This window comes from Streptomyces sp. NPDC058671 (assembly GCF_042716475.1).
Taxonomy (GTDB): domain Bacteria; phylum Actinomycetota; class Actinomycetes; order Streptomycetales; family Streptomycetaceae; genus Streptomyces.
In genome coordinates this window covers 123,188-143,325 of record NZ_JBHXSA010000015.1, presented here as the reverse complement: position 1 = coordinate 143,325, position 20,138 = coordinate 123,188, and the positions used below count along the sequence as shown (strand labels likewise).

18 protein-coding genes are annotated in these 20,138 nt (G+C 73.0%); 4 read left to right on the top strand and 14 right to left on the bottom strand.

What is annotated here, in order from left to right:
* Positions 1–142 precede the first annotated feature (142 nt).
* The gene (locus ACFWV2_RS20245; RefSeq protein ID WP_384406364.1) at positions 143–310 is read right to left on the bottom strand and encodes a hypothetical protein; all 168 of its coding nucleotides are present in this window, start codon (positions 308–310) and stop codon (positions 143–145) included.
* Between the two features lie 500 nt (positions 311–810).
* Between ACFWV2_RS20245 and ACFWV2_RS20240 the strand changes: the two genes are divergently transcribed.
* Complete coding sequence (locus tag ACFWV2_RS20240) at positions 811–1,992, top strand: serine/threonine-protein kinase (RefSeq protein WP_384406363.1); 1,182 nt, start codon at positions 811–813, stop codon at positions 1,990–1,992.
* A gap of 31 nt (positions 1,993–2,023) precedes the next feature.
* Here ACFWV2_RS20240 and ACFWV2_RS20235 read toward each other — a convergent pair whose 3' ends face one another.
* From ACFWV2_RS20235 to ACFWV2_RS20200, 8 genes are all read right to left on the bottom strand, one after another.
* Positions 2,024–2,842 (bottom strand): TrmH family RNA methyltransferase, encoded by an 819-nt coding sequence (locus tag ACFWV2_RS20235; RefSeq protein WP_384406362.1) that lies wholly within the window; start codon positions 2,840–2,842, stop codon positions 2,024–2,026.
* A 100-nt stretch (positions 2,843–2,942) separates the two neighbouring features.
* Positions 2,943–4,175 carry a uroporphyrinogen-III C-methyltransferase gene (cobA, locus tag ACFWV2_RS20230; protein ID WP_384406361.1) on the bottom strand — a complete coding sequence of 411 codons (1,233 nt, stop codon included), beginning with the start codon at positions 4,173–4,175 and terminating at the stop codon, positions 2,943–2,945.
* Between the two features lie 295 nt (positions 4,176–4,470).
* The gene (cobT, locus tag ACFWV2_RS20225) at positions 4,471–8,079 is read right to left on the bottom strand and encodes a nicotinate-nucleotide--dimethylbenzimidazole phosphoribosyltransferase (RefSeq protein ID WP_384406360.1); all 3,609 of its coding nucleotides are present in this window, start codon (positions 8,077–8,079) and stop codon (positions 4,471–4,473) included.
* Positions 8,080–8,358: 279 nt separating this feature from the next.
* Complete coding sequence (gene cbiE / locus ACFWV2_RS20220) at positions 8,359–9,639, bottom strand: precorrin-6y C5,15-methyltransferase (decarboxylating) subunit CbiE (RefSeq protein ID WP_384406359.1); 1,281 nt, start codon at positions 9,637–9,639, stop codon at positions 8,359–8,361.
* Positions 9,640–9,709: 70 nt separating this feature from the next.
* Positions 9,710–10,345, bottom strand: coding sequence for a GNAT family N-acetyltransferase (locus ACFWV2_RS20215; protein ID WP_384406358.1), 636 nt, complete (start codon positions 10,343–10,345; stop codon positions 9,710–9,712).
* Between the two features lie 196 nt (positions 10,346–10,541).
* Complete coding sequence (locus ACFWV2_RS20210) at positions 10,542–11,396, bottom strand: MetQ/NlpA family ABC transporter substrate-binding protein (protein ID WP_384406357.1); 855 nt, start codon at positions 11,394–11,396, stop codon at positions 10,542–10,544.
* 92 nt (positions 11,397–11,488) lie between these two features.
* Positions 11,489–12,157 (bottom strand): methionine ABC transporter permease, encoded by a 669-nt coding sequence (locus tag ACFWV2_RS20205; protein ID WP_384406356.1) that lies wholly within the window; start codon positions 12,155–12,157, stop codon positions 11,489–11,491.
* Complete coding sequence (locus ACFWV2_RS20200; protein WP_384406355.1) at positions 12,154–13,209, bottom strand: methionine ABC transporter ATP-binding protein; 1,056 nt, start codon at positions 13,207–13,209, stop codon at positions 12,154–12,156. Before ACFWV2_RS20200 ends, ACFWV2_RS20205 begins: the two co-directional genes overlap by 4 nt.
* Positions 13,210–13,691: 482 nt before the next feature.
* On the opposite strand from ACFWV2_RS20200, the gene ACFWV2_RS20195 reads away from it, so the two are divergent.
* Together ACFWV2_RS20195 and ACFWV2_RS20190 are read left to right on the top strand one after the other, a co-directional pair.
* Positions 13,692–14,054 (top strand): hypothetical protein, encoded by a 363-nt coding sequence (locus ACFWV2_RS20195; protein WP_384406354.1) that lies wholly within the window; start codon positions 13,692–13,694, stop codon positions 14,052–14,054.
* Positions 14,055–14,056: 2 nt separating this feature from the next.
* Complete coding sequence (locus ACFWV2_RS20190) at positions 14,057–14,491, top strand: hypothetical protein (RefSeq protein WP_384406353.1); 435 nt, start codon at positions 14,057–14,059, stop codon at positions 14,489–14,491.
* A 1-nt stretch (position 14,492) separates the two neighbouring features.
* Here ACFWV2_RS20190 and ACFWV2_RS20185 read toward each other — a convergent pair whose 3' ends face one another.
* From ACFWV2_RS20185 to ACFWV2_RS20175, 3 genes are all read right to left on the bottom strand, one after another.
* The gene (locus ACFWV2_RS20185; protein ID WP_384406409.1) at positions 14,493–14,993 is read right to left on the bottom strand and encodes a GNAT family N-acetyltransferase; all 501 of its coding nucleotides are present in this window, start codon (positions 14,991–14,993) and stop codon (positions 14,493–14,495) included.
* 36 nt (positions 14,994–15,029) lie between these two features.
* Positions 15,030–15,674, bottom strand: a complete 645-nt coding sequence (locus tag ACFWV2_RS20180; RefSeq protein ID WP_384406352.1) for a sigma-70 family RNA polymerase sigma factor — start codon at positions 15,672–15,674, stop codon at positions 15,030–15,032.
* Positions 15,675–15,780: 106 nt separating this feature from the next.
* Positions 15,781–16,953 (bottom strand): glycerophosphodiester phosphodiesterase, encoded by a 1,173-nt coding sequence (locus ACFWV2_RS20175; RefSeq protein ID WP_384406351.1) that lies wholly within the window; start codon positions 16,951–16,953, stop codon positions 15,781–15,783.
* Between the two features lie 220 nt (positions 16,954–17,173).
* Between ACFWV2_RS20175 and ACFWV2_RS20170 the strand changes: the two genes are divergently transcribed.
* Positions 17,174–17,845, top strand: a complete 672-nt coding sequence (locus ACFWV2_RS20170) for a lysophospholipid acyltransferase family protein (RefSeq protein WP_384406350.1) — start codon at positions 17,174–17,176, stop codon at positions 17,843–17,845.
* A gap of 146 nt (positions 17,846–17,991) precedes the next feature.
* Here the strand turns inward: ACFWV2_RS20170 and ACFWV2_RS20165 are convergent, their stop codons facing one another.
* Together ACFWV2_RS20165 and ACFWV2_RS20160 are read right to left on the bottom strand one after the other, a co-directional pair.
* Positions 17,992–19,536 (bottom strand): MFS transporter, encoded by a 1,545-nt coding sequence (locus ACFWV2_RS20165; protein ID WP_384406349.1) that lies wholly within the window; start codon positions 19,534–19,536, stop codon positions 17,992–17,994.
* Entirely contained in the window at positions 19,533–20,084 is a 552-nt protein-coding gene (locus ACFWV2_RS20160) for a TetR/AcrR family transcriptional regulator (RefSeq protein WP_384406348.1), read from the bottom strand. Before ACFWV2_RS20160 ends, ACFWV2_RS20165 begins: the two co-directional genes overlap by 4 nt.
* Positions 20,085–20,138 lie beyond the last annotated feature (54 nt).

Sequence of the window (20,138 nt, the reverse complement as noted above, 5' to 3'; positions counted from 1 at the left end):
GCGCGGCGGGGTGGGAATGCGCGAGGGCCGGTCAGCTCCCCAGCTGACCGGCCCCACGCTGCCGTCCGCCGCACCCCCGTCCCCACGGGGTTGATGGCCGGATGTCCCGACCCGGGCCGCTCTCCCGGGTCCGGGGCGCTGTTCAGCGCCCCAGCATCACGCCCACGGACGACGCATGTGTGACCACTGCTTCCCAGCCGCCGAAGACGACGACGAGCAGGGCCGCGAAAGGGAGGACCATGGCGGTGGCCACCAAGGGGTGGCGACGGCTCGAAGGCCGGGTGCTCGTCCGCGGTGCCGTGTAGGCCATGGTTCCTCTCCTGACGTGTGGCGCGGCGGGTGCGTGACCTCGGGGGACGAGTGCTGCACCCGCCGCTTGACCTCAACATTAGGGAGCGGGGAGCGCCGGGACGTCATGCCCTCGTACCGACTTGCGGGCCTCCCGGAGGATGACGGCCGCCCGCCCGGCGTACTCCCCTGGGTGGAGACGGAGGATCCGATCCCCGGGTCTTCCCGGAGGGGTTCTCCGGGGGCCACCGGGGGCGTGACATGGCTCACTTCGCGGGGCGTCCCGCGAACGCCCTGGTCCGGGGCCCTTGCCGGGTACCTTCGGGGCCCCTGACGAAGATCCCCGACTACTCGTCAAGTCGGGCGCCCGGCAGGCGGGTTGAGCCGGGGGCGGAACCACGCACTCCCGGCTCCACTCCCCCTCAGCACTGACAATCGATCCCGGTGCGAGGGCGCGGCCTATGAGCACGTGCGGGCGCCACTACGTAAGCTGTGCCACGTCGAACGGACGAGGGGACGGACATGGCGATGATGCGGCTCCGGCGCGAGGATCCGCGGATCGTCGGGTCGTTCCGGCTCCACCGCAGGCTGGGGGCCGGCGGGATGGGCGTCGTGTACCTGGGGTCCGACCGGCGCGGTCAGCGGGTGGCCCTGAAGGTGATCCGGCCTGACCTCGCCGAGGACCAGGAGTTCCGGTCGCGGTTCGCCCGCGAGGTGTCGGCGGCCCGGCGTATCCGCGGCGGCTGCACGGCCCGGCTCGTCGCCGCCGATCTGGAGGCCGAGCGCCCCTGGTTCGCCACCCAGTACGTGCCCGGTCCGTCGCTGCACGACCGGGTCGCCGAGGAGGGCGCGCTGCGCGCCGCCGACGTCGCCACGATCGGGGCGGCCCTCTCGGAGGGCCTCGTCGCCGTCCATGAGGCCGGGGTCGTGCACCGGGACCTCAAGCCGTCGAACATCCTGCTCTCCCCCAAGGGCCCCCGCATCATCGACTTCGGCATCGCCTGGGCCACCGGCGCCAGCACGCTGACCCACGTGGGCACGGCCGTCGGCTCGCCCGGCTTCCTCGCACCCGAGCAGGTACGCGGAGCGGCGGTCACCCCCGCCACCGACGTGTTCTCGCTCGGGGCGACCCTGGCGTACGCCGCGATGGCCGACTCCCCCTTCGGGCACGGCAGTTCCGAGGTCATGCTCTACCGGGTGGTGCACGAGGAGCCGCAGCTGCACGGGGTGCCGGACGCGCTCGCACCGCTGCTCCGGGCCTGTCTCGCGAAGGACCCCGAGGACCGTCCCAGCACCCTCCAGCTGTCGATGCGGCTCAAGGAGATCGCGGCGCGCGAGGCTCAGGGCCTGCCGGCCTCCCGTCCGCCGGTCCAGCGGGAGCGGGCCGAGGAGCGTAACGCCGTACGGCCGACCGAGCGGTACACCGACCGGGACGTGCCCGGTCGTGGACCGGAGCGGGGAACCGAGCGCGGCCAGGAGCGGGGCGCCGAGCGTGGCAAGGGGCGCGGGCCAGGGCCGTCGTCCCGGCCGTCCGGCGGACCCCGGACCGGGGGGCGTCCCGCGACACGGCCGGGTGCCCGTACGACCTCGACGGGGCGCCGCCCCGCCAACCCCCGGCTGCTGCGCCAGCGGCTCTTCGTCTTCGTGGTCGTGACCCTGGTGGTGGCCCTGGGCATCGCCGCCGCCCAGGCCCTGCAGGGTTAGGGACGCCGGACTGGGACCGGAGCATCGCCGGTCAGGACTCCGGGCGGCCCGTCGCCACCGCGTAGAACGCGACCGCCGCCGCCGCTCCCACGTTCAGCGAGTCCACGCCGTGGGCCATCGGGATGCGCACCCACTCGTCGGCGGCGCGCAGGGCCTGCGCCGACAGGCCGTCGCCCTCCGCCCCCAGCATCAGGGCCACCCGCTCCAGGCGGTGCGGGGCGGCCTCGTCGATCGAGGTCGCCTTCTCGGCCGGGGTGAGCGCCAGCAGCTTGAAGCCCGCCTCCCGTACGGCGTCGAGACCGCGCGGCCAGGTGTCGAGGCGGGCGTACGGGACGGAGAACACCGCGCCCATCGACACCTTCACCGACCGCCGGTACAGGGGGTCCGCGCAGTCCGGGGAGAGCAGCACCGCGTCCATGCCGAGGGCAGCGGCGCTGCGGAAGATCGCACCGATGTTGGTGTGGTCGTTGACCGACTCCATGACGACCACCCGGCGGGCGTCCACGAGCAGTTCGACCGCGTCCGGGAGCGGCTTGCGCTGCATGGAGGCGAGGGCGCCCCGGTGCACGTGGTAGCCGGTGACGCGCTCCGCGAGGTCCGGCTGGATCGCGTACACCGGCGCCGGGACCTCGTCGATGACGTCCCGCATGGCATCGACCCACTTGGCGGTGAGCAGCATCGACCGCATCTCGTACCCGGCCTGCCCGGCCCGGCGGATGACCTTCTCGCCCTCGGCGATGAACAGGCCCTCGGCCGGTTCGCGTCTGCGGCGCAGCTCGACGTCGGTCAGGCCGGTGTAGTCGCTCAGGCGCGGGTCGTCGGGGTCGTCGATCGTGATGAGTTCGGCCACGTGGTCACTGCCTTGTCCGGGATGTGGTGCCAATGTGTGCGAGGGGGTTCGGTCACCCCTGGTCACCGGGCCTGCCGGCCCGGTCGGTTGCCGTGTCCGGTCACCTCACCGGGCGGTCGGGGCCTTCGGCCACCACGTCGCCGATGACGATGACGGCCGGCGGGCGGACCTCCCGCGCCTTCACGGTCTCCGCGACCGTCGCGAGGGTGGCGTCCACACGGCGCTGGGACGCCGTGGTGCCTTCCTGGACGAGGGCGAGCGGCGTCTCCGGATTCTTGCCGTGGGCGATGAGCGCCTCGGCGATCTTCCCGATCTTGTCGACGCCCATGAGGACGACGAGGGTCCCGGTGAGCTTCGCGAGCGACGCCCAGTCGACGAGGGAGCGCGGGTCGTCGGGGGCGACGTGCCCGCTGACGACCGTGAACTCGTGGGCCACCCCGCGGTGCGTGACCGGGATGCCGGCCGCGCCGGGCACCGAGATCGAGCTGGAGATGCCCGGGACCACCGTGCAGGCGATCCCCTCCGCGGCGAGCGCCTGCGCCTCCTCCATGCCGCGGCCGAAGACGAACGGGTCGCCGCCCTTGAGCCGTACGACCGACCTGCCCGCCTTCGCGTGCTCGATCAGCGCGTTGTTGATGGCCTCCTGGGCCATGAACCGGCCGTACGGGATCTTCGCCGCGTCGATCACCTCGACGTGCGGGGGCAGCTCGTCCAGGAGGTCGCGGGGGCCGAGCCGGTCCGCGATGACCACGTCCGCCTCGGCGAGCAGCCGGCGGCCGCGCACCGTGATCAGGTCCGGGTCGCCGGGGCCGCCGCCCACCAGCGCGACGAAGGGGGTACGGGAGCGGTGCGCGGGAGCGGCGATCGAACCGTCGCGGAGGCCCTCGACGATCGCGTCGCGGACGGCGGCGGAGCGGCGGGGGTCATGGCCGGTGAGCACGGCGACCGTGACGCCCGCGTCGCGGCCGGTCGCCGGGGTCCAGGCGGTGGCCGCCTCGGCGTCGTCGGCGCGCACGCACCAGGTCCTGGTGCGCTCGGCCTCGGCGGACGCGGCGGCGTTCGCCGTCGGGTCCGTGGTGGCGACCAGGGCGTACCAGGCGTCGGCGAGGTCACCGTCCTCGTACCGCCGCCTCGTCCAGGTGATCTCGCCGGCCTCGGCCATGGCCTCCACGGAGGGGGTCGCGGACGGGGAGATCAGAGTGATGTCGGCGCCCGCGGCGATCAGGGCGGGCAGCCGGCGCTGGGCGACCTGGCCGCCGCCCAGGACGACGACACGGCGGCCTGCCAGGCGCAGGCCGACGGGGTAGGCGGGGTGGTCGGCGTTGTCGGCCATGGGTGAGCGGCTCCTCGGAGTGCGGGGGCTGGCCGCTGCTGCGGTGAAGCGGCTGGTGGGGCGTGTGGCTGACGCCCGGGACCACGATATCGGTGGCCGGGGCGCATCAGGCTGTGACGGATCTCCCCCGTGGTCGGTTCGTGACGTGGGGGGCGCTCCGGGACTGCATGATGTAGGGCACGCGGGGCCTCGAGCGGTGGCCCCTCAGGGGGCGCCACACATCACGCTTCGCGTCCCGCGCACGGTCCCTGCGCGTCCCCCATGCCCGTGCCGGGTGGGGGACGCGTCCCTCGTCCTACTTCTCGGTGACGCCCGCCGAGTCGAACGTGGCCACCTCGTGCATCGCGCGGGCCGCGCTCTGCACCAGCGGGAGGGCGAGCAGCGCGCCCGTGCCCTCGCCGAGGCGGAGGTCCAGGTCGACCAGGGGGCGCAGGCCCAGCTTGTTGAGCGCGGCCACATGGCCCGGCTCGGCGCTGCGGTGGCCCGCGATGCAGGCCGCCAGCGCCTCGGGCGCGATGGCCCGGGCCACGAGCGCCGCCGCACCGGTGGACACCCCGTCGAGGATGACCGGCGTACGCAGGGAGGCCGCGCCCAGGATCAGGCCGACCAGGGCCGCGTGCTCCAGGCCGCCGACAGCCGACAGGACGCCGATCGGGTCCGCCGGGTCCGGGTTGTGGAGGTCGAGGGCACGGCGGACCACGTCCACCTTGCGGGCGTGGGTCTCGTCGTTGATGCCCGTGCCCCGGCCGGTGACCTCGGTCGGGTCCACTCCGGTGTAGACGGAGATCAGGGCGGCGGACGCGGTCGTGTTCGCGATGCCCATCTCGCCGGTGAGAAGCGCCTTGTTGCCGGCGGCTACCAGGTCCCTGGCCGTCTCGATGCCGACCTCGATCGCGGCAAGGACCTCGTCACGGGTCATCGCGAGTCCCGTGGTGAAGTCGCCGGTGCCGGGGCGGACCTTGCGCGGAAGGAGGCCCGGGGTGGCCGGGAGTTCGGAGGCGACGCCCACGTCGATGACGCAGACCTCGGCGCCGACCTGGTTCGCGAAGGCGTTGCAGACCGCTCCCCCGCCCAGGAAGTTCGCCACCATCTGACCGGTGACCTCCTGCGGCCAGGGGGTGACGCCCTGGGCGTGGACACCGTGGTCACCCGCGAAGATCGCGACGGCCGCGGGCTCCGGGATCGGCGGCGGGCAGATCCGGGAGAGACCGGAGAGCTGCGCGGAGATGATCTCCAGCATGCCCAGCGCCCCGGCGGGCTTGGTCATGCGCTTCTGGCGCTCCCAGGCCTCGCCGAGCGCCTTGGCGTCCAGGGGGCGGATGTTGGCGACGGTCTCCTGGAGCAGGTCGTGCGGCTCCTCGCCGGGCAGGGCACGGCGGCCGTACGTCTCCTCGTGGACCACCCAGGCCAGCGGGCGGCGCTTGGACCAGCCCGCCTGCATCAGCTCGGGCTCCGCGGGGAACTCGTCGACGTATCCCACGCAGAGGTACGCGACCACTTCGAGGTGCTCGGGCAGGCCGAGGGTGCGGACCATCTCCCGCTCGTCGAAGAAGCTGACCCAGCCGACGCCGAGGCCCTCGGCGCGGGCGGCGAGCCAGAGGTTCTCGACGGCGAGCGCCGAGGAGTACGGGGCCATCTGCGGCTGTGTGTAGCGGCCCAGGGTGTGGCGGCCGCCCCGGGTGGGGTCGGCGGTCACCACGATGTTGACCGGAGTGTCGAGGATCGCCTCGATCTTCAGTTCCTTGAACTGCTTCGCGCGGGCCTTCGGGAGGGACCTGGCGTACGCCTCGCGCTGCCGCTGGGCCAGCTCGTGCATCGTCTGCCGGGTCTCGGCGGAGCGGATGACGACGAAGTCCCAGGGCTGCGAGTGGCCGACGCTCGGGGCCGTGTGGGCGGCCTCCAGGACGCGGAGCAGCACCTCGTGCGGGATGGGGTCGGAGCGGAAGCCGTTGCGGATGTCGCGGCGCTCGCGCATCACGCGCAGGACGGCCTCGCGCTCGGCGTCGTCGTAGCCGGGCGCGGGGGCCGACTCCACGGTGGGGCTGAGGACTTCCCCGTCGTCCGCGGGCGCGGCGGTCTCCTCGGCCGGAGCGGCTTCGGGGGCCGCGGTCTCCTGCGGGAGCGGCTCGGGAGCGGCGGTGTCGGCGAGCGCCTCGGGAGCCGTGGCCTCGTGCGCGAGTGCTTCCGGCTCCTCCTGCGGGAGTGCCTCGGGAGCGGCGGCCTCAGGGAGGGCGTGGGGGGCCGGGGCCTCCGGCTCCTCCTGGGTGAGTGCCTCGGGAGCGTCCGTGAGGGCTTCCGTGGCCTCGGGGAGTGTCTCCGCGGAGGTGGGGGCGGGGGTTTCGTCGGTGGACGGCGGCTCGGTGGCCGGCGACTCCGTGGTCGCGGCTTCGGAGACCGGCTCGGACGTGACCTCGGGGGCGGCGTCCTGCGGGGCGAACGGGATCTCGTCGGCGACCGCCTCCACGGGGGTCTCCTCCGGAGCCTGCTCCTCCGCGAGGGCGGCGACGGGCTGCGCCTCGGTCTCCGGGGCCTGCTCGGCCTCGGGCTCCTCCGCCACCGGGGCGGCCGGTTCCTCGGCGACCACCGGCTCGGGCTCGGCCTCGCGGGGGGCGGGGACCGTCACCTGGGGGTCGGCCCGCTCGACCGGGGCCTCGGGGGCGGGCGCCTCGGCCACGGCGGGCGCGACGGGCTCGGAGGGCTCCTCCGGCTGGGGGGCGGGGGTCGGCTCGGGCGCCGGGGTCGGAGCCAGGTGCGGGGTCGTCGGGACGCTGCCCTCGACCTGGACGAACTGGCCGGTCCCCGGGACGACCGTTTCTGCGGGGGCGTCGGTCCCCGGAGCCACGGGCTCCTGCGGCTGCGCGGCCCACGGCTCTGCGCCCTGCGGGGCGAGCTGCTGGTCCTGCGCGATGTCGAAGTACTCGGGCCCCGTGGTCGGCGGGCCCGGGTTCCTCACCGGCATCGGCGCGGGGCCGGTGGCCACCAGGGTCTCGGGGGCGGGTGTCGGGGCCGGCGCGGGCTGCGGGGCCGGGGCGGGCGCGGCTGCGGGGCCGCGGTCGGCCAGCGAGAGCACGACGCCGCCGGCCTCGGGCACGGGCGGGCCCAGGTGCAGCGGGCGGCGCGCGGGCTGGGGGGCCGGGGCGGTGGCGGGCGGGGGCATCCGTACGCCGCCGAGGTCCACGGAGCCGGAGTCGCGGCCGGCCGCCTCGTGGGCGCCGGTGTCGAGGATGCCGGGCTGGTAGCCGTGGTCGGTGGCGGCCTGCTCCTGCGGGGCAGAGGGCACGCCGTGCGCGGGGGTGCCGGTCGACTGGTCCGTCGGGACACCGTGCGCCGGAGTGCCCGTCAGCTGGTCCGTCGGGACACCGTGCGCCGGAGTGCCCGTCAGCTGGTCCAGCGGGACGCCGTGCGCGGGGGTGCCGGTCAGCTGGTCCGTCGGGACGCCGTGCGCCGGGGTGCCGGCCGGCTGGTCCATCGGCACGCCGTGCGCCGGGGTGCCCGTCGCGGCGGCGAGCGGGACGCCCTGCGGCGGGGTCTGGTTCTGCGGGGCCGTCAGCATGTCGCCGAGGGCGACGGCGTCCAGCGGGGCCGTGAGCGGGTCCGGCAGGGGGTCGGTCAGCGGGTCACCCCCCGGCGTCTGCGCGTCGGGGGCCGTCGGGTGCGGCGCCGACTGGTTCGGGACGAGGGGGGCCGGCGGCGGCACGGCGACCGGCGGCGCGGGCGGGACGCCCGGCGGATGCTCGCTCCACGCGCCCTGGGCGCCCGGCATGAGCAGCAGGTCGTCGTCCTCGGTGGTGTGCTCGGAGGGGTCCAGGAAGGTGTACGCGCCCGGTGCGGGGATGCCCGGCTGCTCGACCATGCCTGCGTTCTCCGGCAGCCCCTCGCCCGGGACCTGGCCGGTGTCCGTCATGCGTACCCCTCGCCCATCGCTTGTGCTTCCTTCAGACCTGCGCCCGTCGACAAGAACGAGCGCACGCGCCGCGCGGCACGAAGGACGCGCGGGCACTCACCATTGTCGCCGCCCCCGGCCGTCGTGGCAGGGAGATTCGCCACGGTGCGCTGTGGACTGCGCCACGTCGCGCGGTCCCCCCTTGTCGCGTACCGCGTCGGCGGCGCAAAGCGGCCACGTGTTCGGGACATTGGCGAACGGAACGCCGAACATCCGGATGCGGTACAACAATCGGCCAGCCTACCTGGCCTGCGGGGCGGCACCGTCACGGGTGGGGGCGTCGGCCCTGCGGCCGGACAGCAGGAAGACGACCGAACGCTCTCGTTCCGACCAGTCGTCCGGGTCGAGTCCGACGGTCTGGAGGAGGAGGCTCTCCACGGTGTAGCCGCCGTCGGCGAGGGCTGCGCCGATCGCCTCGGCCTCGTCGCGGGTGGAGGCGTGGGCGACGATCCGTTCCGGCCGCCGGTCGGTGCAGGCGGTGACGACGGGCACCCCGCCTGCCGCGATCCGTACGACATCGGGTTCGGGCAGGCTCTCCAGGACGTGCGGGGCGCGTCCCGGGACGGTCTGGAGGTGTACGCCGTGGCGGCGGGCGGTCTGCTCGGTGCGGGCGCAGGCCGCCGGGTCGAGGTCCACGGCGATGACGGCGGCGCCGAAACGGGAGGCCTCGACGGCGAAGGCGCCGCCGGCGCAGCCGATGTCCCAGACGAGGTCCCCGACACGGGGGCCGAGCCGGGCGAGCTGGGCGGCCCGCAGGGACGGGTCCTCGCCCGCGCGGGTGCGTGCCGGGGCGGGGGCACCGGGGTCGTACGCCTGGGGGTCGTACTCCTGCGTGGGCAGGCCCCAGCCGCGCACGGGAGGCGCGGTCGGGTCCTGGCCCATCAGCCAGGGGGCGGTGGGAGGGGCACCCGTGCTGCCGGCGCCGCCGATGACGAGGACGACGTTCGGGTCGCGCCAGGTGTGGTCGGCGGCCTTGTCGGAGGTGAGGACGGAGACCTGTTCGCGGGCGGTGCCGAGTTCCTCGCAGACCACGAAGGTGCGGTGGACGCCGTCGAGGAGGAGGGCGAGCTCGGCCGGTCCCGCGCCGGGCGAGGTGAGCACGGCGACCTTGGGGTGGGCGCGGCAGACGTTGACGGCGCGGCGCAGGGTGCGCTGCTGGGCGACGACGATCCGGGCGTCCTCCCAGGGCATTCCGGCCCGCGCGAAGGCGGCGGCGACGGAGGAGACGGCGGGGACGACCTCGACCTCCAGGCCGTGCTCGGGCGCGCGCAGGGCGCGGACGACACCGAAGAAGCCGGGGTCGCCGTCGGCGAGGACGACCGCGGTGCCGCGGTGGCCGGCGATCCGGCGGGCGGCGAGGTCGACGCTGCCGAGACGGACGCGTTCGGCTCCGGGCGGCACCTCGGGCAGTGCCAGGTGGTGGGCGGCTCCGGCCACCAGGGTGGCGGCGGAGAGCGCGGACCTGGCCGCCTCGGTGAGGGGTGAACCGTCCCAGCCGATCACCGTGACGCGGTCGGCCATCGTCGTGTGTCTCCTGGTGTCGTCGCAGGTCGGGGGCGTGCCGAGCGTACCCCGGGTGGGCTTTGCGGGCTCAGCTCCAGTCGGTGTACGAGGAGTATCCGGCCTCGGCCATCTGGTCGGCGACACCGTCGAGGTCCTCGGGGAGGAGCCCCCACACGATGAAGTCGGTGCGCAGTTCGGTCCAGTCGCCGTCCTCGGTGCGGGTGCGGGCTATGCAGGCGTTGCGCAGGACGCCCTCGCTGATGCAGCCGATCTTCTGGGCGACCTGCTGGGAGGCGGTGTTGTCGGCCGCGGTGCGCAGCTCCAGGCGCTCGAACCCCTGGTCGCCGAAGAGCCATTGCGCGGTCGCGAGCGAGGCCTCGGAGGCGTAACCCTCGCCTCGGGCCCAGGGGGCGACGATGTACGAGAGTTCGGTGGAGCGGACGCGCCAGTCGGTGTTTCCCAGCTGGATGACGCCGACCAGGCGTTGGGTGAGGAACTCGGTGACGGCGAGGTCGATGCCCCGGCCCGCGGCTCGTTCGGCGGGGGCGTACTCGGTGATCCAGGTCCGGGCGGCGGCCTCGGTGAACGGCTGGGGCACCGCCGTCCAGGCGCCCACCAGTTCGTCGTTCATCATGGCGGTGAGAGCGGGGATGTCGCCCTCGTCGAGCGCGCGCAGCACCAACCGGTCCGTGTTGATGGAGATGTCCGGAAAGGTGGTAGTCATGCGCAGCTCCATGCCGTGGACCGTCCGAATCGACCGTGAACGCACAGCATGCAGCATGTGCCCGCCGGTGCGCATGGCCGGGTGGGTGCTCGTTCGGGGGTGTGGCGAAGGCCCCGCGCACCGGACGGGGTGCGGGGGCCTTCTGTCCAAGGACTGTACGGGGGAACCGGTCTGACGGCCCCTCGGACGCCGGAGCCTACTTGACGGCGCCGAAGGCCGGGACGATGGAGCCCTTGTAGGTGTCCTCGATGTACTTCTTCACCTCGGGCGAGTTGAGGAGCTGCGCGAGCTTCCGCACGCGGGCGTCCTTCTCGTTGCCCTCCTTGACGGCGAGGAAGTTGGCGTACGGGTTGCCTTCCGCCTTCTCCAGGACGAGGGCGTCCTTCGCCGGGGACAGCTTGGCCTCGATGGCGTAGTTGCCGTTGATGACGGCGGCGTCCACGTCGTTCAGGGCGCGGGGCACGGTGGCGGCCTCCAGCTCCTTGAACTCCAGGCCCTTCTTGTCGGTGATGTCGGAGAGCTTGGCGTTGGTGCCGACGCCCGGCTTGATGGTGATCAGGCCGTTCTCGGCGAGCAGCTGGAGGGCGCGGCCGCCGTTGGTGGTGTCGTTGGGGACGGCGACGGTCTGGCCGGCCTTGATGTCCTTCACCGACGTGAGGCTCTTGGAGTAGAGGCCCAGCGGCTCCAGGTGGACGTTGACCACGGGGACGAGGGTGGTCTTGTTCTTCTGGTTGAAGTCGTCGAGGTACGGCTTGTGCTGGAAGAAGTTGGCGTCGACCTGGCCGGACTGGGTGGCGGTGTTCGGCAGGATGTAGTCCGTGAACTCCTTCACCTCCAGCTTCAGGCCGGCCTTCTCCGCCAGGTTGTCCTTGACGTAGTTGAGGATGTCGGCGTGCGGCGTCGGGGACGCGGCGACGACGAGGGGCTTGTCGGCGTCGCCGGCCGTGTCCTTGGAGGAGGACGGGTCCGAGGAGGTTCCGCAGGCGCTCAGCCCGAGGGCGAGGGCGGCGGTGGCGGCGATACCGGCGGTGAGCTTGATGTTCCTACGCACGAAGAGTGCCTCTTTCCGGTGGTGCGGTGGTCGCCTGGACAACAAGTCCGGGCTGTTCTTCGAAGGACGAAGTCTGAGGTGGCCGGGGACCGTTACGCGGTACGGCCCCGGCGGGCGAGGAGTCGGACGACTCCGTCGCCGATGAGCTGGACGACGGTCACGATCAGGACCAGGACGACGACGGTGACCAGCATGAAGGTGGTGTCGAAGCGCTGGTATCCGTAGGTGACGGCCTTGGAGCCGAGGCCCTCGCCGCCGACCGCGCCGGCCATCGCGGAGTAGCCGATGAGGACGATGACCGTGGTGGTGACGCCCGACACCAGGGAGGGAAGGGCCTGCGGCAGCAGCACCTTGCGGACGATGGTGGGGATGCCGCCGCCCATGGCCTGGACGGCTTCGACGAGTCCGTGGTCGACCTCGCGGATCGACGTCTCGACGAGACGCGCGAAGAAGGGGATGGCCCCGATGGCGAGCGGCACGATCATCGCGGTCGGGCCGATGAAGGTGCCGACGACGGCGGTGGTGAAGGGGATCAGGGCGATGAGCAGGATGATGAAGGGTAGCGAACGCCCCACGTTCACGATCGCACCGACGATCTTGTTCACCGGCAGGTTCTGCAGCAGTCCGCCCTTGTCCGTGAGGACGAGGAGGATGCCGAGCGGCAGGCCGCCGAGCACGGTGACGACGGTCGCCCAGAGGACCATGTAGAGCGTGTCGACAGTGCCCTGCTCCAGCAGGGGCTGCATCTCGGACCAGGTCACTTGGCACCTTCCTCGACCAGTACGGGCGCGGTGACGGCCGCCGCCGCGTCCTCTTCCACGACCTCGATCTGCAGGCCCTGCTCGCGCAGGAAGCCGATCGGGACGACGTTCTCCTCGTACCGTCCGGGCAGCTCGATCCGCATCCGTCCGATCTGCCGGCCGCCGACGGTGTCCATCGCGGCACCGAGGATCGAGATGTCGATGTTGTACGTGCGGGAGAGCTGCGAGATGACGGGCCGGGTCGCGGACTCGCCGTGGAAGGTGACGTCGACGACCGTGCGGTCGGGGCCCGTGGGGGCGCCGCTGACCGGGAAGAGTTCGGCCGCCAGCTGGGAGCCGGGAGTGGCGAGCAGTTCGGCGACGGTGCCGGACTCGACGACGCGGCCGTGCTGCATCAGCGCGGCGGAGTCGCAGATCGTCTTCACGACGTCCATCTCGTGCGTGATGAGCAGGACGGTCAGGCCGAGCTGCTGGTTGAGGTCGCGGAGCAGCTGGAGGATGGAGCGGGTGGTCTCCGGGTCGAGGGCGCTGGTGGCCTCGTCGGAGAGGAGGACCTTGGGCTTGCCGGCGAGGGCGCGGGCGATGCCGACGCGCTGCTTCTGGCCGCCGGAGAGCTGGCCGGGGAAGACCTTGGCCTTGTCGGCGAGACCGACCAGGTCGAGGAGTTCGAGGGCGCGGCGGGAGCGCTCGGCGCCGGAGAGACCGAGGATCTCCAGGGGGAGTTCGATGTTGTCCTTGACCGTGCGGGAGGACAGCAGGTTGAAGTGCTGGAAGACCATGCCGATGCTGCTGCGCGCCCGGCGCAGGTCCTTGCCCGCGCGGCGGCTCCTCCCGGCCAGGGCGGTGAGGTCGACGCCGTCGACGGTCACCGTGCCGGAGGTGGGGCGCTCCAGGAGGTTGACGCAGCGGATGAGTGAGGACTTGCCGGCGCCGCTCTGGCCGATCACGCCGAACACCTCGCCCTCGCGGACGTGGAGGTCGACGCCGTCCAGAGCGGTGACCTTCCGGCCGCGCGACTCGTAGACCTTGGTCAGGCCCGAAGTGGTGATCACAGGGGTTTCCGTCACTGTCGAGTGCGCGACGCGGGGTCCGTCACGCACGGGGCATTCGTCTTCGGACAGTCAGGCGCACGGGGCCGGTCCGGCGGGTGGCCGGTCGTCGGCGGTGCGCGGGGGCGGGCACGTTCCGCCGCCTGTCGGCGGGGGGAACGGCACGGCCGTCGGGGTCTCGCTTCGGGGCGCGGGACTCAGGCGGGGGCCCTCAGAAGGCGCACATTCGACACATACAACGAGCACCGGGCGTCGTGATCGCCTCGGTCGCAAGGGTGCGGCTGCTCGTCGTGGTCATGTCTGCAAGTAAAGCATGCGCAGTCGCGAACGAAAGGGAGCTGTCCGAATAGCGGACGTGACCGACACGCCATGCGGACAGTTCGGGGCCCCGCGGGCGAGGGTGTGGCCGAGGCCACGGTCCGGTCGCCCGGTGCCGCCAGGGGGTGAGCGCATCCGGCCCCGTCGACCGTAATACCCTCGGGCGCATGCTTGACGTCCTGACGGTCGCGGTCTCCGCGGCCGCGCTCGCCCTCGCCGCCTGGTGCGGCTTCGCCGCCCTCCGCGACCAGCCGACCAAGGACTGGCACTTCATCGGCATGGCCGTGGTGACCTTCCTCGTCCTGGTCCAGCTGGTCGTCGGGATCGTGCAGCTGGCGCGCGGCGAGAAGGCCGAGGAGGGCGCGACGATCTTCGTCGCCTATCTGCTCGGGGCGCTGTGCGCGGTGCCCATCGCCGGCTTCATGTCGCTCGCCGAGCGCAGCCGGTGGGGTTCGGCCACGGTGGCCGCCGGCGCGGTCGTCCTGGCCGTGCTCGAAGTGCGACTCCACGACATCTGGACGGTGGGCTGACCATGACCGCGACCCAGGAGAAGGCGGCACCGGGCACGAGGACCCGCCTCGTCACGGGCCCGGGCATCCTGCTCGTCTGGCTGTACGGCGTGATGTCGGTCGGCGCGGTCTCCCGCTCGATCTACCAGATCGCCACGGAGTTCGACCGTGCGCCGCTCGCGTACGCCCTGTCGGCGGTCGCGGCCGTCGTCTACGCCTTCATCACCTACACGCTGGTACGCGGTGGGGAGACGGCCCGCAGGGCGGCGCTGGTGTGCTGCGCCGCCGAGCTCGCGGGCGTACTGATCGTCGGGACCTGGACGCTGGTCGAGCCGTCCGCCTTCCCGGACGCGACGGTCTGGTCGGACTACGGCTACGGGTACCTCTTCATCCCGGTGCTGCTCCCGCTGACGGGGATCTGGTGGCTGCGCCGGTCGCGCGCGCTCACGACCGCCTGAGTCAGGCCGCCTTCTCCAGGGTCACCAGGGTCAGCCTGGGGCCGACCTCGCGGGTGGCGACCTGCGCGTACCCCTTGCTGCGGTAGAGCCGCAGATTGCCCTCGCTGCGGTGGCCCGTGAAGAGCTGGAAGCGCTTGGCGGACGGTTCCGGCCGTGCGGTGGCGTCGGCGCCGGCCGCGAAGCGGCGCTCGATGCCGTCGAGGAGCCGCCCGCCGAGTCCGTGCCGCCGCATGCGCGGGTGGACGATCAGCTTGGCGATCCGTACCGTGCCGTCCTCGTCGAGGCGGGCCCGCACGGAGGCGACGACCTCGTCACCGAGCCGGGCCACCAGGCCGTACCCCTCGTCCAGTTCGGCGCGCAGCTCGTCGAGCGACTGGGTGAGCGGCTCGATGGACCAGTCCCCGTACAGCTCCGCCTCGCTCTGGTAGCAGAGGTACTGCAGCTTCAGGATGTGCTCCGCGTCCCGCGCGTCCGCTGCCGAGATGGTCACGCTCAGGCCCATGTGTGCACGCCTCCCGCTCATCTGTCGATCATCGGTTTACCGCACCCTTCCCTTTCGGCCGGGGGCGGGAACCTCTGCCGCCAGCATTCTGCGCAGGCATCCCAGGCAACGGGAACGCATCGGCCCCAGACTGCCCTGTGAGATACCCAACTCTCCTGCGATTTCCCGGTAGGTGAGGTCCTCGGGGGCGAGCATCGCCGTCAGCACCCGGGGGCACCGGCCGGGCGTCCGGGTGACGGCGGCGCGGAGCGTACGGCGCCCCTCCGCGTCGAGGAGGGAGTGCTCCGGGGAGCCCTGGGGACCGGAGCCGCCGGGATCGTGGGCGGGCTCGTCGCGGTAGGGGCGCTCGCGGTCGCGGGTCCTGCGGGCGCGGCGGGCCTCGGCGCGGACGGCCCGGCGCAGCCATTCGGCGGGGCGTTCGGGGGCGGTCCCGGTCGCCTGGAGCCGCTCCAGGAGGCGGAGCCAGACGGCCTGTTCGAGGTCGCTCGGTTCGACACCAGCCGCTGACGCCTCGGCGTCCGACTCGGCGGCGAGCAGCGGGGCGAGCGCGGCGAGGAGCCCGGGGGCGGGGTCCGTGTCCGCGACGGGAGCGGTGTCGGCGTGCGGCTGGGGGTGGGTCGCGCGGTGGGTCTCGGGGTGTCGCTCAGTTCGGGTCTCGGGGTGGGTCTCGGGGGTGGTCATGTCCGGCACGATGCCGGGGTACGCGGGCGTGGTTGCGGCGCGGGGCGTAAACCACCCGGGAGGAGGTCGTGCGGGCCCGGTCGCCGGGCCCGCACGCGTACACGAGTCAGTCGCGGGCCGTGTGGTCCGCCGCACCGAGCAGCGCGGTGTCCGGGTTGTCGGAGAAGATCCCGTCGATCCCCGTCGCCAGGTACCGCTTGAGGGCCCCGAAGGAGTCGCCGTACGCCGCCGGGTCCGTGCCCCGGCGGAAGTCCGCGGGCAGGAAGGCGTTCTCGTTGCGATGGGTGTACGGGTGGAGGATCAGACCCTCCGCGTGCGCGTCGCGGACCAGGGTGGTCGGGTCGCCGAGGCGGCCGCTGGCGTCCCTGGGGATCACCAGGTCGAGCGTCGGACCGATGCCCTTCGCGTACGAGGCGATCCAGCGCAGGCCCTGGGGGGTGACCAGGTCGGCCACCGTGCGCGGGTCCCCGGCCTGGACGAAGTCCCAGGGGCGGCTGGTGGCGCCGGAGAGCAGGACCACGCCGGGTGAGTCCACCAGCTTCGCCAGTCGCTGGACGCTGCTCGGCTCGAAGGACTGGAGGAAGACCGGGGAGTTCGCGCGGTGACGCCCGTACCGGCGAAGGAGCTTGGCGAGGCGCTCCTCCAGGCCGAGGCCGAGGGAGCGGAAGTAGGTGGGGTGCTTGGTCTCGACGTGGAGCCAGATCTCGCGGCCCCGGCGGCGGCCCTCGTCCTCGGCCCAGCGCAGCACCTCCTCGAAGGTGGGCACGGTCCAGCGGCCGTCGTACAGGGTGTTCTCCTGGCGGGTGCCCGGGATGCGCTCCTTGGCCCGCAGGGTCTTGAGCTCGGCCAGCGTGAAGTCCTCGGTGAACCAGCCGGTGTACGAGGTGCCGTCGACGCTCTTGGTGGTCCTGCGGGACGCGAACTCGGGATGGTCGGCGACGTCGGTGGTGCCGGTGATGTCGTTCTCGTGGCGGCAGACGAGGTGCCCGTCCTTGGTGGGGACGAGGTCCTGCTCGATGACGTGGGCGCCGAGGTCGAGAGCCAGCCGGTAGGAGCCGAGGGTGTGCTCGGGGCGGTAGCCGCTGGCGCCGCGGTGCGCGATGACGGTGGGGACGGGGAGGGAACGGTAGCCGCGGCCGTGGCCGGGGGTGCGGCCCGCCCCGGCGGCCTGCGCCGCGCCCGTGCCGGCCGCGAGGGCCGCGGAGGTGCCGAGGACGGTGGCGCCCGCCGCTCCGAGAACCGTGCGCCTGGCCGGGATCCGGCGTTCGCCCTGGGTCATGAGGTGTCCTCCTGTGTCATGTCCCGTACGTGTCGACGGGTGCCCACGACGCTAGGCACCAACCCCCTCCATCCGGCAGACCTCGGCCGAACATGGCGGAAACACACGTCAACACTGCGTATCCACTCGGTGAACCCGATGTGCGCGCGGAGGTGACCCGCGAGTATCGTCGCCAGCTGCACCGTCAGCTCGACTGACCCGCATCCCACCGGAGGAACCGTTGTCCCGTCTCGCGATCATCAAGGCAGTGCTCGGGCCGGTCATGCGCCTGATGTTCCGCCCCCGCGTGGAGGGCGTCGAGAACATTCCGGGCACCGGGCCCGTCATCCTCGCGGGGAACCACCTGACCTTCATCGACTCGATGATCATGCCGATCTGCCTGGACCGTCCGGTCTACTTCATCGGCAAGGACGAGTACGTGACGGGCAAGGGCGTCAAGGGCCGGGCGATGGCCTGGTTCTTCACCAGCGTCGGCATGATCCCGGTGGACCGGGACGGCGGCCGTGGCGGTGTCGCGGCGCTGATGACCGGGCGTCGGGTCCTCGATGAGGGCAACGTCTTCTCGATCTACCCGGAGGGCACCCGCTCCCCCGACGGCCGGCTCTACCGCGGCCGTACGGGCATCGCGCGGCTCACCCTGATGACCGGGGCGCCGGTGGTGCCGTTCGCGATGATCGGCACCGACAAGATCCAGCCGGGCGGGGCGGGCTTCCCCCGTCCGGGGCGGGTGACGGTCCGCTTCGGCGAGGCGATGGAGTTCTCGCGGTACGAGGGGATGGACCGCGACCGGTACGTGCTGCGGGCGGTGACGGACTCGGTGATGGCCGAGGTGATGCGGCTGTCGGGGCAGGAGTACGTGGACATGTACGCCACCAAGGCGAAGGCCGCGTAGTCCGTCCGGAACAGGCGTGACCGTGCCCCGTACAGCTTTGCTGTACGGGGCACGGTCGAACTCGCGGGGCGGGCGTGCGCAGCCGCGTCGCGACGGCGGCTCCCTGTCGGGGCGTCAGTGCTCGACGCCGTCGGTCCGTCGGGGCGTCAGTGCTCGACGCCGTCCTCCAGCTTCTGGCCCCTGAGCAGGAACCAGGCCGCGACCGCCGTCGCGAGGAGGACCGCCGCGCCGACGCCGGCCGCGATCCGCAGGCCCTCGACGAAGGCCTCCTGCGCGGCCGACACCAGGGCCGTCGCCGTGTCGGGGGCGAGGCCGCCGGAGGCCTCGACCGCGCCGCCGAGCGACTCGTGGGACGCGGACGCGATGTCGGAGGGGACTCCCGCCGGGGTGGCGAAGCCGCGGTAGACACCGGTCACGATGGAGCCGAGGACGGCGATGCCGAGCGCGGCGCCCAGTTCGTACGCCGTCTCGGAGACGGCGGAGGCGGATCCGGCCTGCTCCTTCGGGACGCTGGAGAGGATCACGTCGGCGGTGACGGTGAACGCGAAGCCGGCGCCCACACCGACGACGAGCAGGGCGGCGCCGAGCAGCGGATAGCCGGTGTGCTGGTCGAGCGTCGTCAGTACGGCGAGGGAGAGGCCGACCGCCGCGAGGCCGCCGGCCACCACGGACCGTACGGAGAAACGACGGGCCACGGTGCCCGCGATCAGACCGGCCGTCACCGCGCCGACGGCGGCGGGCAGTTCGGCGAGTCCGGCCTCCAGCGGCTGCCGCCCCTGGACCAGCTGGAAGAACTGGGACAGGAAGAACACCAGGCCGGAGAGGCCGAGGATGGTCAGCAGGTCGGCGAGGACGGCGCCCGAGAAGCCTCGGTGGCGGAAGAGGCGCATGTCCAGGAGCGGCGCGGGCAGCGTCAGCTGTCTGCGGACGAACCAGGTCAGGGCGCCGGCGCCGACGAGGGCGGCGAGACCCGCGTCGAGGGAGGGGCCGTGGGAGGCCAGCTCCTTGATCGCGTAGACGAGGCCGATCATGCCGACGAGGGAGAGCAGCACGCTGGGCAGGTCCCAGGGGCCGTGGTTCGGGTTCTTCGACTCGGGGATCAGCTTGACGCCGACGAGGACGAGGACGGCCATGACGGGCAGGTTGATGAGGAAGACCGAGCCCCACCAGAAGTGCTCCAGGAGGAACCCGCCGACGACCGGTCCGACGGCGGCGCCGGCCGACGCCATGGCACCCCAGATGCCGATGGCGAGGCTGCGCTCGCGGGGGTCGTGGAAGAGGTTGCGGATCAGCGCCAGGGTGGACGGCATCAGGGTCGCGCCGGCGACGCCGAGGAGCGCGCGGGCCACGATCATCATCTCGGGGCTGGTCGCGTAGGCGTTCAGGACGGAGACCGCGCCGAAGGCGATGGCACCGACAAGGAGGAGCTTCTTGCGGCCGATGCGGTCGCCGAGGCTGCCCATGGAGACGAGGAGTCCGGCGATGACGAAGGAGTAGACGTCACCGATCCAGAGCAGCTGGGAGCCCGAGGGCTTCAGGTCCTCGGAGAGGAAGGGGGTGGCGAGTCCGAGCACCGTGGCGTCGACCGCCACGAGGAGGACGGCGAGGACGAGCACGGACAGGGCGAGCCACCGGCCGGGGCGGCGGACGCCCTCGGTATGGTCCGTGGTGCTGAGGGTGCTGGTGGTCACTTCTCCACGCTCCTGCGCGCTCCGCCGAGCATCAGCTCGACGATCATGTACTGGAAGTCCTTGGCGGCGACCCGGCCGTCCTGCACGGCCCATGCGCCGGAACCGACGAGCCCGTAGAAGGCCTCGGTGAGCCAGGCGGGGGTCAGATCGATGCGGAAGACGCCGTTCTCCTGCCCGCGCCGGAACAGCGCGGAGACCCGGGCGTCGAGGTGGGCCCAGCCCTCGTTGACCTGGTCGCCCTCGAAGAGCTGGTTCTCGGTGACGAGGAACGACAGCAGGGGTGCGACGGGCTCCACCTCGCCGACGAGGCGTCGGACGGCCTCGTCCTCGGGCCCCTGGTCGAGCTCTGCCCGGTCGAGCGCGGCCTCCAGCTCCTGGAGCCCGAGCTCCTCGAGCGCCCGCACCAGCGCGTCCCGCCCGGCGAACTGCCGATGCAGGGTGGCCCGCCCGATCCCGGCGGCCCGTGCGACCTCGTCCATGGTGGCGGTCGCCTTGCGGGTGAGCAGGGCGGCGGCCGCGCGGAGCACCTGGGTGCGATCGACTGACATGAGACAACCGTACACCAAGTGAGACATCAATGTCTCACCCTGGGAGTAGAGAAA

Coding starts and splice junctions, on each gene's coding strand:
- ACFWV2_RS20215 (WP_384406358.1), bottom strand. CDS start 10,345: ATGACTACCACCTTTCCGGACATCTCCATCAACACGGACCGGTTGGTG.
- cbiE (WP_384406359.1), bottom strand. CDS start 9,639: ATGGCCGACCGCGTCACGGTGATCGGCTGGGACGGTTCACCCCTCACC.
- ACFWV2_RS20195 (WP_384406354.1), top strand. CDS start 13,692: ATGCTTGACGTCCTGACGGTCGCGGTCTCCGCGGCCGCGCTCGCCCTC.
- cobA (WP_384406361.1), bottom strand. CDS start 4,175: ATGGCCGACAACGCCGACCACCCCGCCTACCCCGTCGGCCTGCGCCTG.
- ACFWV2_RS20190 (WP_384406353.1), top strand. CDS start 14,057: ATGACCGCGACCCAGGAGAAGGCGGCACCGGGCACGAGGACCCGCCTC.
- ACFWV2_RS20180 (WP_384406352.1), bottom strand. CDS start 15,674: ATGACCACCCCCGAGACCCACCCCGAGACCCGAACTGAGCGACACCCC.
- ACFWV2_RS20245 (WP_384406364.1), bottom strand. CDS start 310: ATGGCCTACACGGCACCGCGGACGAGCACCCGGCCTTCGAGCCGTCGC.
- ACFWV2_RS20240 (WP_384406363.1), top strand. CDS start 811: ATGGCGATGATGCGGCTCCGGCGCGAGGATCCGCGGATCGTCGGGTCG.
- cobT (WP_384406360.1), bottom strand. CDS start 8,079: ATGACGGACACCGGCCAGGTCCCGGGCGAGGGGCTGCCGGAGAACGCA.
- ACFWV2_RS20185 (WP_384406409.1), bottom strand. CDS start 14,993: ATGGGCCTGAGCGTGACCATCTCGGCAGCGGACGCGCGGGACGCGGAG.
- ACFWV2_RS20160 (WP_384406348.1), bottom strand. CDS start 20,084: ATGTCAGTCGATCGCACCCAGGTGCTCCGCGCGGCCGCCGCCCTGCTC.
- ACFWV2_RS20175 (WP_384406351.1), bottom strand. CDS start 16,953: ATGACCCAGGGCGAACGCCGGATCCCGGCCAGGCGCACGGTTCTCGGA.